The sequence below is a fragment of the Microcoleus sp. Pol17C6 genome (assembly GCF_036701145.1).
GTDB lineage: Bacteria > Cyanobacteriota > Cyanobacteriia > Cyanobacteriales > Microcoleaceae > Microcoleus.
In genome coordinates, this window is the sequence record NZ_JAUBQH010000076.1 from 1 (window position 1) to 14906 (window position 14906).

At 44.5% G+C, this 14906-nt stretch carries 10 protein-coding genes; 3 read left to right on the forward strand and 7 right to left on the reverse strand.

The features are described 5' to 3' along the window. Both QUA25_RS25520 and QUA25_RS25525 read right to left on the reverse strand, forming a co-directional pair. The coding region (locus tag QUA25_RS25520) for an efflux RND transporter periplasmic adaptor subunit (RefSeq protein WP_333042144.1) at positions 1-1756 on the reverse strand (1756 nt) is incomplete at its 3' end. Positions 1757-2058: 302 nt separating this feature from the next. Further along, complete coding sequence (locus QUA25_RS25525) at positions 2059-2241, reverse strand: hypothetical protein (protein WP_333042146.1); 183 nt, start codon at positions 2239-2241, stop codon at positions 2059-2061. Positions 2242-2481: 240 nt separating this feature from the next. Here QUA25_RS25525 and QUA25_RS25530 point away from each other — a divergent pair, with 240 nt between their 5' ends. The 3 genes from QUA25_RS25530 to QUA25_RS25540 all read left to right on the forward strand — a co-directional run bounded on the left by QUA25_RS25530 (position 2482) and on the right by QUA25_RS25540 (position 6236). Then, positions 2482-2793 (forward strand): metalloregulator ArsR/SmtB family transcription factor, encoded by a 312-nt coding sequence (locus QUA25_RS25530; RefSeq protein WP_333042148.1) that lies wholly within the window; start codon positions 2482-2484, stop codon positions 2791-2793. Between the two features lie 478 nt (positions 2794-3271). After that, entirely contained in the window at positions 3272-5254 is a 1983-nt protein-coding gene (locus QUA25_RS25535) for a heavy metal translocating P-type ATPase (protein ID WP_333042151.1), read from the forward strand. A gap of 70 nt (positions 5255-5324) precedes the next feature. Next, positions 5325-6236, forward strand: coding sequence for a vitamin K epoxide reductase family protein (locus QUA25_RS25540; RefSeq protein ID WP_333042152.1), 912 nt, complete (start codon positions 5325-5327; stop codon positions 6234-6236). A 559-nt stretch (positions 6237-6795) separates the two neighbouring features. Here the strand turns inward: QUA25_RS25540 and QUA25_RS25545 are convergent. The 5 genes from QUA25_RS25545 to QUA25_RS25565 are packed head-to-tail and all read right to left on the reverse strand — an operon-like array spanning position 6796 to position 14759. Next, positions 6796-10224 (reverse strand): DEAD/DEAH box helicase family protein, encoded by a 3429-nt coding sequence (locus QUA25_RS25545; RefSeq protein ID WP_333042154.1) that lies wholly within the window; start codon positions 10222-10224, stop codon positions 6796-6798. A gap of 4 nt (positions 10225-10228) precedes the next feature. Next, positions 10229-10711, reverse strand: coding sequence for a type II toxin-antitoxin system VapC family toxin (locus QUA25_RS25550; protein WP_333042156.1), 483 nt, complete (start codon positions 10709-10711; stop codon positions 10229-10231). Next, complete coding sequence (locus tag QUA25_RS25555; RefSeq protein ID WP_333042158.1) at positions 10704-12017, reverse strand: AAA family ATPase; 1314 nt, start codon at positions 12015-12017, stop codon at positions 10704-10706. The genes QUA25_RS25550 and QUA25_RS25555 overlap by 8 nt, the downstream gene beginning before the upstream one ends. A 1-nt stretch (position 12018) precedes the next feature. After that, positions 12019-13200 carry a restriction endonuclease subunit S gene (locus QUA25_RS25560; RefSeq protein ID WP_333042160.1) on the reverse strand — a complete coding sequence of 394 codons (1182 nt, stop codon included), beginning with the start codon at positions 13198-13200 and terminating at the stop codon, positions 12019-12021. Between the two features lie 20 nt (positions 13201-13220). Next, the gene (locus QUA25_RS25565) at positions 13221-14759 is read right to left on the reverse strand and encodes a class I SAM-dependent DNA methyltransferase (RefSeq protein WP_333042162.1); all 1539 of its coding nucleotides are present in this window, start codon (positions 14757-14759) and stop codon (positions 13221-13223) included. Positions 14760-14906 lie beyond the last annotated feature (147 nt).

Here is a 14906-nt window from a genome sequence, read left to right on the forward strand (position 1 = left end):
TCGCAACTCCTCCCCCTATTCCCGCCCACCATAAAGACACGGGTAAATTATTAAAATTAACCTCTGTTACCTTTGGATTTGCCTCTTTCTTTTCTTCCTCTTCTGAGTGTTCATGGCTGCCGCCCCCCCGCAAAGATTGTGCGTAAAGTTGAGGTGCTCGCTGCGTTACTATCGAATCTCCCTCGAATAAACCGCTCTTAACTTCAACTAAATCTCCGGCAGTTTGACCTAGTTCAACTTCAACAGCTTGATAAGCATTGCCATTTTGGATGTAAACGGTTTTTTTACCGCTAACATCCACTACCGCTGCACTCGGAATTGCTAAAATATTTGTTGCTGTTTTGTCGGTTAAAATCTCCAACTCAGCAAACAGTCCGGGCTTTAATTCGCCGTTAATATTATCTAATTCTGCTTTTACCAGCACAACCCGCGTTTCTCCTGACACGGATGAGCCAATGAAGGTAATTTTTCCCTTAAAAATGCGATTGGGTAAATTAGCGACTTTTACCCTGACTTCCTGACCCTGTTTTACTTGATTCAGGTCTTTTTCGTAAATATTGGCTGTGGCAAAAACGCGGCTGTCATTTAACAGACTCATCAACGGTTTTTCAGCGTCTACTGACTCTCCTGGGGTGATGAAGCGATCGGCTACCGTCCCGGAAATCGGAGCCACTACGGTAACGAGTCCTCGATCGTTGGCAGCAGTTCCTAATTGTTGGAGCCGCGCTTGATAGGCTGCGTCAGCCAAGCGAATGCGCGACTGAGCGACTTCGACGGCAGTTTTGCCGCGTTTGAGTTGGTTCTCGGCTTCTAGGACTTCCCGGCGGCTCTGAGCTCTGGTAAGTTGAGCTTTTGCTTCTGCTACTCTGCCTTGAGATTCCCGCAACTCCCGCATCGGCAGGTCTACTTCGGCTTGTTTAATTTCGGTTTGGGCTTTGATAACTTCAGGACGGCTTTTTGCCTTAGCAACAGCGGCTTGTGCTTCGGCGAAGCGGGCTTGCGATTCCAGCATTGTGCGCCGCGCGATCGCTCCTGATGCCACCAACTCTCGATCGCGATCGAACTGTTCTTTAGCAATAGTTAATTCTGTTTCTGCCCGGGCTATTTCGGCTTGCGCTATTTCAATCTGGCGCTGATAATTTTCTTTAGCAACTTTGACAACAGAGCGTTTATTTACTAATTCTTGCTCTTTTTCGTACTGTTGGGTAGTTGCTGCTAATTGAGTTTGGGCTTGTGCTATTTCAGCTTCAGCTATTTTCACGAGGCGATCGTAATTTTCTCGTGCTAGTTTTAGATCGCCTTCTGCTTGCTGCAAATCCGCCTCAGCTTCGGCACGTTTCGAGAGAGATTCAACCCGCAACTGTCCTAATTCTGAACTGGATAAAACCGCAATCGGTTGACCTTTTGATACTTTGTCTCCAGGCTTAACTAGCAACTCTACTACTTTCCCAGCAACAGGAGCTGTAACTTCTACTTTTTCGTTGGGTAAAGTTTCAATTTGTCCGGTGGTTTTGATGCCGATATCTAGTCGCTGTCGAGCGGCAGGGGAAACTTTAATTCCTAATCGTTTTGCTGTTTCGGCATCGACAGAAATAGCAGTAGGAGTTTCAGTTGCTTCGTCGCTATGCTTAAATTCATCTCCGTGGCCAGCATGGGCAAAAACAGCGACAGGAGAACTTAGCAAAATTATACTGAACAAAATTCCAGAAAAGCTGCTAATAATTGCCGGAGATTGAACATATTTGTGGAATATCATCGTTGGCAGTGTCCTTGAAATCAGGTTGAGTGCCCCAGGTTTAACGGTTGGTATTTTGCCAAGGTAAGTAAGCGACACCCATTAGGTAAAGTTACTTATTAGCATTTTCCCACAAGCGACCGATAAGCAATGACCAAGAGCTAGAAATGCTCTATTCAACCTAGTATTTCACAGTCAAATGAAATTAGGATGAAATTTCGCTTCAGCAGCCCAGATGCCTACGGGCTGCTAAAATGCCAATGTTGAAGCCGATCTCAAGACGAAATTGAGAACCATTCAAACTGTGCAACCGGAAAATGAAGTTAGGAAAGCGAGCTCATCTGTTGGCTGTCCAGGCGCTTGAACACAGAAGTCAGAATATTACCCATTCCCAATTTCAGAGTGCGTATATGAATCATCTGACAGTCAAACTCCAAGGCATGAGTGGAGTCGATGGCCCCTTCTGCTGGTATCCAGCGCGTTTTTGCTGAAGTTGGACCAGACAAAAAACAGCTCAAATCTAAACACTGCAAGCACCAGGGAAAATTGTAGCGATGCTGGGAGATGGGATTAACGATGCTCCGGCTTGGGCAATAGCGGATGTGGGAATTGCGACGCTGCTCATGTAAGGGTATAAATGAGCTTTCAGGTGTTGACATATCATTGTGTGCTGATATGATGATATAAAAGAGCTTTGTATTGAAGCTAAGCATATGATTTTCTCTGCTCAATCCCAGTCCACTCGCTTGAAAGCAAAACTCTTTCGTGGGTTTTCTGATCCATCCCGATTGGCGATTTTGGACGTGCTGCGATCGCGTCCAATGACCGTGAGTGAAATTATTGAAGCAACCGGGTTATCGCAATCTAACACCTCAAACCACTTGGGTTGTCTCCGTGATTGCGGTCTGGTAAACACCCTGCAGCAAGGACGGTATACGAGCTATCAACTCGCCGATGCACGAGTTGCTGAAATTTTGGAAATGGTTGAAGAGTTATTGGCTGATGTAGCAAAAGGAGTTTATGAATGTACCCGCTACAACTGCTCAAAAAACGAATAACAACAAGCTAAACAGAAGGCACGATGTCAGACTGTGGATGTCACATGGAAGCCAAGAACGCAGCCGAGCGTAAAACGTTGCGAATTCTGTTACTTATCAATGGCACAATGTTTGCCAGCGTAAAGACGGAATTTTGCTGAGGCTAAATGACCGACTTAGAGCCTGGGTTAAAGTTAGCCACAACCGAGCGGTGAGTCCGTCTGAAGCCATCGTGGATAGTCAAAGCGTCAAAAATGCAGCAATGGTAAACCAAACAATGGGATGTGACACAGGCAAGCACATAATATGAGTCAATAATTTTTACTTAACATGAGCAAAACGATAATAATTCTTACTCTCGATCGCAACTTGTGACCGCAAACTTGAGCTAACTAGCAGCCAAACTTTTAACTCAATAATTTACCAAATTGTTAGCTTTGGAGATATAGTATGAATATATGTTCATAAGTTAATTGTGTTTTTCGATCTAGGAGGCATCATGAAAAAGACAAAAGCATCAGATTCCGGCTGCTGTAGTTGCAGTCACGACGATCGTCCCGAGCTCAGTCATGAGAATCAGAACCAGAACCAAAGCCACGGCCAGGGGAACGGAGATTTTAACCTGAAGCAAGAATTGATTCCTGTGATATCGGTTGTTGTCCTATTTGTGGGCGGTTTAATTTTTGAAGAAAAACTGCACAACACGCCCTATTGTATAGGTGAATATCTGGTTTTCATCCCAGCCTATCTTTTAAGCGGATGGAATGTTTTAACCAGTGCGGGTCGCAACATTCTGCGAGGTCGATTTTTTGATGAAAATTTCTTAATGACTATAGCAACACTCGGCGCTGTAGCCATTCACAAACTCCCTGAAGCAGTCGGGGTGATGTTGTTTTTCAAAATCGGAGAACTTTTTCAAGAATTTGCCGTTGGGCGATCGCGTCAATCAATTCGATCGCTTTTAGAAATTCGCCCAGACAGCGCCAACCTCAAGGCAAATGGCGACATCAAAAAAGTTCCGCCAGAAACCGTAGCCGTCGGCGATATCATCCTTGTCAAACCGGGAGAAAAAATTCCCTTAGACGGTGAAATTATCGACGGCAACTCTCAGATTGACACATCTGCACTAACTGGAGAATCAGTACCTCGAACCGTGAAAGTTGGAGAAACAGTTTTAGCAGGAACAATTAACCAGACAGGAGTTCTCACCGTCAAAGTTACCAAACTCTTCGGCGAATCTTCAATCTCCAGAATTCTGGAATTAGTAGAAAATGCCAGAAGCAAAAAAGCTGAAACTGAGAAATTTATCACCAAATTTGCCAGTTACTACACGCCGTTTGTAGTATTTGCATCGCTAGCAGTGGCTTTAATTCCGCCTTTGTTCATTTCAGGAGCAACTAATGCAGACAGATTTTTATGGGTTTACCGCGCCCTAGTCTTGTTAGTTATTTCCTGCCCTTGCGGATTGGTGATTAGCATTCCTTTGGGATACTTTGGGGGAATTGGCGGTGCAGCCAAGCGCGGTATTTTGGTTAAAGGCTCGACTTTTTTAGATACCCTGACATCAGTCAAGACAGTTGTTTTGGACAAAACAGGAACTCTGACAAAAGGAGTTTTTAAAGTGGCACAAATTGTGCCTCAGAATGGTTTTTCCCAAACAGAGTTAATGGAAATAGCGGCTAAAGTAGAATCTCAATCCAATCACCCAGTCGCGAAATCTATTCTGGAAGCTTACGGCGGAAAAATAGATTTATCGGATGTGAAAGATTACGAAGAAATAGCGGGACATGGCATCCGAGCAAAATTAAATAATCAAATTGTGCTGGCGGGAAATGACCGTTTGCTGCACCGAGAAAACATTGCTCACGATGTCTGCAATGCTGAAGGTACGATCGTCCATTTAGCGGTAGACAACCGCTACGCTGGCTATATTTTGATTGCTGACGAGCTTAAGGAAGACGCAGTACAGGCTGTTCGCGACCTCAAGAAACTGGGTGTTGAGCGAATCGTGATGCTCACAGGAGATAATCAAGCTGTAGCCGATAGTGTTGCGAAAAAGCTCGGTTTAGATTCCTACTTAGCTGAGTTATTACCCGAAGGAAAAGTAGAGGCGATCGAAAAACTGATCGGTCAATCTAAAAAAGGCGATAAAATTGTCTTTGTTGGAGACGGAATTAATGATGCACCAGTGCTTGCTAGGGCTGATGTGGGCATAGCGATGGGGGGTTTGGGCTCCGATGCAGCGATCGAAACTGCCGATGTTGTAATTATGGCAGATGCACCGTCCAAGGTGGCTGAAGCTATCCAAATTGCCAGAAAAACTCACAATATTGTTTGGCAAAATATTATTTTTGCCATGTTAGTCAAAGGCATATTTATTGCTTTTGGTGCTTTTGGGTTAGCTACAATGTGGGAGGCCGTTTTTGCCGATGTTGGGGTCGCTTTAGCAGCAATTTTCAATGCGACTAGAGTTTTGAAATAGAGTGTTCGCTGGGCGGGCATTGCCGAACTTACGCCACAATTGAAACATATATTTTGAGGTCAAATATACTATGCGTCGTCAACGTTCTCAGCCTTGGATTCACCGCTATTCTCGACCCATTACGGCAGGAATTGCCTCGATAGGGGCTGCGATCACTGCCTATCTAACAGTAGTCAAGTTATCCAACGGAACGGCAGTTTGTCCGATCGAAGGCTGCGATATCGTGCTTTCGAGTCCCTATGCCTATGTCTTTGGTTTGCCTCTTTCTTTGTTCGGTTTTTTGGGCTATTTGAGCATGATAGTTTTTGCCGTAGCTCCCCTACTTGTTAATCCCGCAGAACAGAAGAGTTTCCGCTCTAAGTTAGAGTCTTGGACGGGATTATTTCTGTTTGCTGGTAGCACAGCTATGACGATTTTCAGCGGCTATCTGATGTATGTACTGGCTGTTGATATCAAAGCAGCTTGTATTTACTGTATAGCGTCTGCTTTGTTTGCAACTAGCTTGTTTGTCTTAGCATTAATCGGTCGCGAATGGGATGATATCGGGCAACTATTTTTTATAGGGATTCTGGTGTCTATGTTAGTGCTGATTTCTTCTCTGGCTCTTTATGCCGATGTCAACAATCTCGGTACAGCTAAGGAAACAAGTATGAATACCACAACATCTTCTGGTACTTCAGAAATTGCTTTAGCGCGACATTTAAAAAGAGTGGGAGCTAAAATGTACGGTTCTTTTACCTGCGATCACTGTCAAGCGCAGAAGGAAAGTTTTGGCAAAGAAGCGGCTCGCATTATCAATTATATCGAGTGCAATCCGCAAGGGAAGAATGCTCGTCGCGATCTTTGTGAAGCTGCCAAGATTCAGGGTACTCCTACTTGGGAAATCAATGGTAAGTTTTACTCAGGGCAAAAATCTTTGCAGGAGTTAGCTGATTTATCAGGTTATCAGGGAACTCGCGAATTTAGAAACCTTTCTAATTAGGAACGTTGACAAGAGTGATTTTTGGCGATCGACCTCATCATAGTCGATCGCACGCATCTCGGTTTAAGGTATGAAAAAATACAGAATTTTATATTTATGGTAATCGTGCGGTTGTAGCTAATGGGCGATCGATTATAGTTTGTTACTTTCTCAGGAACAGAAACTGTTGATTGTTTCTGTTCCTGAGAGAAACTAAAGTCGGATGAGACGAATACGATTTTCGGGCATTCGTTGGAGATTGTCAGAAACTCTGGGGCTTTTATCGTCGCAAACTGTCGATCTTGGCACAAAAGACGGGGCGCAAGAAAGTGAACCCGAGTGCGGAGGCTGTTGGAGGATGGGTTAAAAGAAGAGGTATAGGGCTAAGGATTATCTTGATATTGTGCGATCGCTGTAATCCGAGAGTGGCGATCGCTGGCTATCTTGGATTTTAAACATTCAAGGGCGAGGACAACTGCCACTCCCCACGTTCCTCAACACCAAAAGCCAGGGTTCACTGCAATCACAATTGTGCTTCAACCCAGATTATTTGCAACGCCCCAGGTTTTACTGCTGTGTCTTATGCAGCAGCCCGTGTAGAAACTTCTTCAAGAATAGAAAATAATTCATCTACCTGAGTCGAGGTAAATAATCCCTCTGGCCCCTGTGGCGTAATGTCGGTAAACGGGGATTCATAGAGGATTGCTGCATCCATTGCGCCATGTGCGGTTAGGTAATTCACAATCATATCCACAAATTCAATCTGATTGGAGTTAAGATTTTTACCAGATATAAACTTAGCTAGTTCCTGTTTGGCTACCTCACGATCGAGTCCTACTAAGGAACGGACGAATAAACCTAACCCGTGTGACTCTTCTTTTGCACGGTCTATATCCTCCTCTACCCCTAATTTATTCTCTAGCAATATCTTCTGTAACTCAGAGAGGTCGGATGGAGTGAGCTGTTTGTTAGTTCGTAGTTTAAAAATGACCACATGATCTTCATGCGATCGCAAAAAAGCCCTTGCTTTAGCACGGAACTTCTCAAAGTTATCTAATGCTGTAAAACCAGGCAACTCTACTATTATTTCATCCCCCATTACATCCTCAAAGTCGGTGTAAATAGGTTGGCGTTTTTGTTTCTCAATCAGCTTTATTAACCCCCGTAGGCGTTTGCGTAACACCTCCAGCATTGGTAATGTCACATCTTGCCACCACTCATCGGTTTGTACATCGTGAATCAGGGCTAGCTGTTCTTGCACGAAGGGAATGGCAGATTTCTCCTCTAACAACCCTGCAAGTGACTTCACCTGTTCTTGTAAACGCTTAAATGTCGAGTCAGAGCGCAGGATTGCTAATTGTAACTTCAGCATCAAAACATCAAATCTTTTTATTTCTTCCGTTTCTGTTTCCAATTGGGAGGGCAAACCAGCGATTTCTTGACTAAGTTCCAGAAAATCATCGATCGATAACGATGCCCATGCTGCGGAATTAGCATATTTCTCTACGAATCGTTGTTTAGGTCGCACTATGAAGTTTTCAGTATTCATAGCCGCCACTTCGGTATTTAGTAAATTGGCTAGTTCCTGGCGCAATTCTGCATCGGTATTGGGTTCTTTAGAGGCAGCTTGATACTCTTGAAGTTGGCTCAGTTTTACTGGATTAATTGGTTGATTTTCTGGTATTCTTTTATCTAGCTCTCCGATTAATTCTAATCGAGCGGTAAACAATTGCTGACCCAATGATTTTGTTATGGGTGCATTAACAGTCTCTGAGTTGTGCTGAAAAAACTCTAAATTTTGGCAATAATCAAACAAGTAAAAAAAATCTTTATCTTGCCCCAGTCCAAATAGGTCAGGGCATAGCCTCGTACCTCGTCCTATCATCTGCCAGAACTTAGTTTTGGAGCGAACAATTTTGAACAGCACCAGATTAACTACCTCTGGCACGTCAATCCCAGTGTCGAGCATATCCACTGAGATGGCGATATGAGGTTCTTTATCTTTTTGGGAAAAGTTATCAATCAGGCTTTGAGCATAGGAGGTTTTGAAGGTAATGACGCGGGCAAACTCGCCTTTAAGGTGTGGATAATTGGCGTTGAACCGCTCAGCAATAAATTCTGCATGATCTTGATTTTTAGCGAAAATAATGGTTTTGCCGAGCCGATCGCCCCCAGCAACCTTTAATCCCCTAGTCATCAGATGCTCTAGCACCTTATCCACGGTATCTTTGTTGAATAACCATTTGTTGACTGCTTCTGCTTCTACGCGATCAGGGGCATTGCCTTCTGTGTCCCATTCAAGCGCATCCCATTCTTCTCTTTCGGATTCAGAGAGTTCGCCATAATTAATGCCTTGTCGCTGGAACTTAAGCGGCACTGATACTGCTTTCAGGGGGACTAGATAACCATCTTTTACGGCATCTTCAAGTGAGTAAGCATCGGTAGGTACGCCGTTTTCTAAGTCAAAGAGCCCGTAAGTATTGCGGTCAATTTCATCCTTGGGCGTAGCGGTTAGCCCTAGCAAGACAGAATCAAAGTAGTTGAAAATGGTACGGTATTTCTGGAAGACAGATCGGTGAGCTTCATCAATAATAATTAGGTCAAAATGTCCTACGCCAAAACGACGCTGACCGTCACGGGTATCATTAATTAATCCCATCATGGTTGGATAGGTGCAAGCAAATACTCGTCCTTCGGTATCTTTTTCTGTGACTAAGTTTACTGGTGCGGCATCGGGGAGATGTTTCTTAAATACATTGATTGCCTGATTTACCAAAGCTACACGATCGGCTAAAAATAGAACACGTTTAGCCCAGTTACAACGCATCAGCAGATCGACCAACGCGATCGCTGTTCTGGTTTTGCCGGCACCTGTTGCCATAACTATCAGGGCTTTGCGGTCTTTATCAGTCTCTAAGGCTTCGGTAATGTGACGGATGCCACGAGTTTGATAATAACGTTCGGCAATGGTAGAGTTAATTGTGCCTGCTGCTAAAGATTTACGGGTAGCTCGGCGCTGTATAAGTAATTGTAATTCAGTTTTTTTATAAAATCCTTGCACCTGTCGCGGTGGGTAATTAGTATCATCCCACAGCCAATGCTCGTAACCGTTAGAGTAGAAAATAACTGGACGCTGATTAAATTGGCTTTCTAAGCAATCGGCATATAGCTTAGCCTGTTGTTGCCCGGTGCGGGGGTCGTTTCGGGTGCGCTTGGCTTCTACCACTGCCAGAGGTTTACCATCATCGCCCCAGAGGACGTAATCAACAAAACCTTGATTTGATGAATTGGGCATCCCTGTAACCGGAAACTCTCGATCTCGTGGTTGATCTAAGTTCCATCCGGCTTCTTTTAACAAAAGGTCTATAAAAATATCGCGGGTTTGAGCTTCAGAATAGTCGTGAGTATCGGGTTGGGTTACACTCGCTTTCTTGACTGCTGCTAATTCTGCCCGTAGTTGTTTCAGTTCTTCATCAAGTGCATTTTTGTCTGCTAGAAGTGTTGAAAGCTTTTCATCGCGATCGTGTAGTTGAGTTTCTAGTTTCTGAAGTTGTTCAATGGTTTGTTTAGGAACTGGTGCAGTCTTGGGCAATGCGTCAGAGTTGAAGGTAAGCCCCGAATTTGGTTTGCTACTGCGTCCATAGGTATGTGCTAACCAGTATGCAACATGAAACAGCTCCCGTACAGCATTTATAGCATCATTCACAGAGATAGGTCGGGTACTGTGTACGGCCTGATTTCCTAGTTTGATAATGACTCTTGTTTTGTTAAAGATTGCTTCACCTACTAAGTTTTTAAAAGTAGGTTCGTGAATTAAACTGCTTAGGTTATCTTGATAAGGCAGTTCTAGAGAATTATCGTATTTATATAACCAATTTACGGTTAACTCCAAGGCTCGACGGGCATAAAAGCAGGCGGTGCGAGGGTCGGGATGTACTGCATCAACTGCTTTGGTGGCGGATTCATAAATCGTAGAGAATTCAGCTTGGAGAAAGGTAAACTGGCTCATATATTTATCTAGGCATTTGGCGATAGTTCTGTAAATCCTTGTCTAGTGACCAGATAAAAACTTCACTCATTGAAAAGATATTACAGGACTTATGAAATTCCTGAATGATGCTGAGATCGCCGAAACTTGTTCCTTCTTGTTTATTAGGAGCTTTGTTTTTGCCAGCTTCATCAGGAAACTGGTCAATCCACTCCAGTATCTCTGCTGTGCTCGGGAATGTAGTAGGCCTCCAGGGCGCTACGCCTGTGAAGGCTTCTTTAACTTCTTTAACAAAACGTATGGCGGTTTTCCTTCGCATTGTGCCGTCCCCGTTTTGGGCGATGTGGTTGCCTGTTTCGAGTATGGTTGCCATTGGCAACAGAAAAGTACAGCCAGCTAGAGAATAAGTCTTAAAATCTTCGAGAACTGATTCTCTATGCTGATTATAGTTGGGAACGTTGAGTATTTCGAGGAATATGCTCGTATCAATCAAGCAAATACTACTCATTGCCGTATTCCTGCAACCGAGATAGCCATGCCATTGCTTGCTGTTTTCTGTCTTCAGGGGTGTGTGGCGATTTGACGAATCGATCGACTATCCCAGCAGTTACCAGTTGACCGAGCGGCCCCTGAGATATCAGACTTGGAAAATCATACATTTCTCCAAGCCGTACCAGGCGGCTATCTCCTGACTCTCGATTGCGGTAACAAAACACTACATCGCCGATCGCCTCATCGGGTAAGGCATCCATTAACGCGGGGTTATGAGTCGATAGCAGCACTCGCAATTTACGACGTTCGGCAATATCTCGGATGCTGGCGAGTAAATGCTTGGCGCGGTTGGGATGAACGCCGTTGTCGATTTCCTCAATGACTACTAAACTGCCTTCGGTAGCTGATAGCATAGCAGCGGCGATCGCTAACACCCGTAAAGTGCCATCGGATAATAATGCAGCCTCACAATAGCGGCGCGTATTGCCAAATGTTTCTGCTAGTTGCACCATGACTTCATCCCGTGGACCGAAAAGGAAATCTAGCCCATCTATAGCTTGTTCTGGTAGACTCTGAATAAAGTTGAGAATTGCCTCGCGATTTTCGGCTTGGTTCTCCCACAAGCGATACAAAACGCTGGAAAGATTAGTGCCATCTTCTTGTAATCGCTTATCAGATTTGAAGCTGTACTCGCGCATTCTGGCGGGGACGGGATCTAAAAATAGGATATTTTGTAAGACTTTTTGATATTCGCGGACGGTTTCAGGAATTATTTTTTGGGATTTGGGGTACTTTGCATCAAAATGGGCAGGGGTGTCTAATTGCACGAATATAGCCATCTGATCGCTGCACGTTACTCGTGGTTTGTTCTTCCCTTTTGTAAAGTTGTTATATGCCACACCAACATCAGTCCCTACTCCTTGAGAAGGCTGATCTAGGTCATATAGTGGCACTTGACTTGTCGAGCCAACGATTCGCTCATTACTGATGTGCAGTTCTCCGTCACGCACATTCAGGGTTATATCGAGTTGGTTCCAATCTGGGTAGTCTAAACGGCAACCAATGGTAAAATTTGACTCTCCCCGATGGCACAAGTCATTTACTCGACCGCGTACAACACGGTCTGCACTATTTACCGCATATTGAATGCTGGAGAGTTTTTGCCCTTGTGCCAGCCAGGACAGAAAGCGCAAACCTTCAAGGGCGTTACTTTTGCCTGCTGCATTGGCTCCGATTAGTACGGTTAGCGATCCAAGGGGCAATCGGCTTGTGCTGTAACTTTTGAAGTTGGCGAGGGTAAATTCGGTTAGCATGGCGTTCATGTCATAATTCTCCTCGGAATGCACGATGTTGGAGGGAGGCGAAGAGCGCATCGAGTTCTGACAGTGAGGCACGGTGTGCGGCTTTGAGTTTTTCTACAGCTTCGACGCGATGTGCAAATTCGTTTTGCTCCTTCATTGAGGGAAGAGGAATGAGAAAATTCTGGATTTGGTCTAGATGAAGATCGGGAACACCAATACCTTTAATCTTTCTATCTGCCTGACTTTTTACCGCAGTTGTACCTAACGCAGCATTTAGAAAAAAAGGATCTATTAGCTTTTTGTCTGGCTTGATAAGGCAAACGCTAACATATATAGAAAACTCGCAATCTGTATTAACGAGAGCAGGACGACCGTAAGTAGCACCAACTTTCGTGTAAAGAATGTCTAAACGTTCGGCTTTACAACGCTTGGTAAACTTTAGGTGATCATCAAGGCTGATGAATTTACAATCCTCGAATTTTAGTGAGCCTGTCGTGATGTTTTTAACCGAAATAAAAGGCACTCCATTTTCGGTATAGTTGGGTTTTTGGTGAACGCCATCTGTGATTCTAGTTGTTATCTCTGACAAGCGAACAACCTTAATGCCTTTAGGATTCGTAACTGGATCGCCGAACATTTCTATAAAGATGGCCTGGGTGAGGCTGTCGAGTTGAGCGATCGCCTCCCGACGTTTAGACCTGAGTTCTTCGGCGCGATCGAGTATCTCTGCAATTCGTTCCTGTTCATGCAAGCTTGGTAATTGGAACTGGACTTGCCGTATTTCAGAAAGTGGTTTGACATTTTTGATGGCGGAACCGCCCGCACTTCCAAATAGGCGGGATTGAAGATCGGGAGTCTCAAGTAACATCTTGAGAAATCGGGAAGATACAAGGTTTGATTTCGGGCGAATTCGCAATAGAGCCTGATTTATTATTCCAGGCTTTGCAGTTGGCGGAACAACAGCCACACGACCTAAAGTTCCTGAACAGCTCACAATCAAATCTCCGGGTTCCACAGCGAAACTCTTTAATTCTCTATATCGAGTCTCAGTGATGAAATAAGAACCACTGTCAAAGTCGCCGTAAATAGCGTGTTTTTGCTCATAAATTTTATATCCGTCAGGAACAAAAGAATCCTTCTTAATGGCTCCCCCAAATGGCCCTCGTTTGAGACCATGTGAGCCATCAATGGTTACATCTTCCAATGTGACATTTTCCCATCTACTCACTTCAGCATCCTCTCCAAATCCTTCATTCCCTGCTGAATCTCCATCTCTAGCTTTGCCAAATTAGCGACGATATCTTTTGGTGTGCGGTGTTCGACTTCTTCATGCACCACTTCCTTATAACGATTCAGGCTCAGGTCATACCCCTGAGTAGCAATATCAATCTTTGGTACACAAAAACTTTGACCAGTGCGCGATCGCTCTCGTTCTGTAGTATTCCGCAGTTGCCAACGATTCAACACATCCGGCAGATTATTCTTAGTATGTTCCTCTGCTGTTAACCCAGAAATAGGCACAGCACCTAATTTATCTTCAGAAAGCAAAGGCGTTCTTTTATCGTCCAAACTCCACCCGTCAGCATTCACATTGTAGAACCAAACAGAATCAGTTCCCCCAGAGTTAGTTTTAGTAAATAGTAAAATCGCAGTAGAAACACCCGCATAAGGCTTAAATACACCACCAGGCAGAGAGATTACACCATCAAGCTTCTGTTCCTCCACCAACAAGCGGCGCAATTCTTTATGAGCCTTAGAAGAACCAAAAAGCACCCCATCCGGCACAATTACCGCAGCCCGTCCCCCTGGTTTCAGCAATCTTAAAAACAAAGCCAGGAATAGCAATTCAGTTTTCTTAGTTTTGACGAGCGCCTGCAAATCTTTAGCCGTGTTCTCATAGTCCAACGACCCAGCAAAGGGTGGATTAGCAAGGACAAGGGTATAAGATTCTGCATCACTAGAATGTTCCTGTGCCAGCGAATCCTGATAGCGAACATCCGGGTTTTCTACTCCATGCAAAAGCATATTCATACTGCCAATCCGCAGCATGGTATTATCAAAATCGAACCCGTGAAACATCTGATGGTGGAAATGCTGCTTCATCTTGGTATCGCGCAGAATTTCCGGGTGATGCGATCGCAGATATTCATTAGCAGCCACCAGAAAACCGCAAGTCCCACTAGCTGGATCGCAAATTACATCGCCTGGGCTGGGTGCAGTCAGTTCCACCATCAACTGAATAATGTGGCGCGGTGTGCGAAACTGTCCGTTTTGTCCAGCCGAGGCAATCTTGCCCAACATATATTCGTAAAGGTCGCCTTTAGTGTCCCTGTCTTCCATCGGTACACCATCGAGCAAATCCACCACTTTAGAAAGCAGGGCCGGTGTCGGAATTGTGAAGCGGGCATCCTTCATGTGGTGCGCGTAAGTCGAACCATCTCCCCCCAAAGTCCGCAGGAAAGGGAAAACATGATCGTTGACGACCTCAAACATCTCTTTCGGTGCAAAATTCTTGAACCTCGACCAACGCAAATCATCGTAGGAGCGTTTTTTGATATCTTCCCCCTCTGGGAAAATCCGGCGTTCCATTGGGCGCTTGAGCCGATTAGCTTTGTTTTCTTCCAGAATATGTAAATCGTCGAGACGACGCAGAAACAGCAGATAAGTAATCTGCTCAATGACTTCGAGGGGATTGGAGATACCACCCGACCAGAAGGCATCCCAGATTTTATCTATTTGACTTTTGATTTCCCCAGATATCATATTGCGCTTTCTTGTCCCATAGATAATTCTAAAATTTTGGGCGATTATCAGTTTAGCTTGGATATGGTTTTGCTGGAGATATGCAGCCCCAATCTATCTGCTGCTTGTACTTCAATTAAAATCTTAGCGATCGAAGGCTTTGCTCGT

Coding starts and splice junctions, on each gene's coding strand:
- QUA25_RS25535 (WP_333042151.1), top strand. CDS start 3,272: ATGAAAAAGACAAAAGCATCAGATTCCGGCTGCTGTAGTTGCAGTCAC.
- QUA25_RS25540 (WP_333042152.1), top strand. CDS start 5,325: ATGCGTCGTCAACGTTCTCAGCCTTGGATTCACCGCTATTCTCGACCC.
- QUA25_RS25545 (WP_333042154.1), bottom strand. CDS start 10,224: ATGAGCCAGTTTACCTTTCTCCAAGCTGAATTCTCTACGATTTATGAA.
- QUA25_RS25550 (WP_333042156.1), bottom strand. CDS start 10,711: ATGAGTAGTATTTGCTTGATTGATACGAGCATATTCCTCGAAATACTC.
- QUA25_RS25555 (WP_333042158.1), bottom strand. CDS start 12,017: ATGAACGCCATGCTAACCGAATTTACCCTCGCCAACTTCAAAAGTTAC.
- QUA25_RS25565 (WP_333042162.1), bottom strand. CDS start 14,759: ATGATATCTGGGGAAATCAAAAGTCAAATAGATAAAATCTGGGATGCC.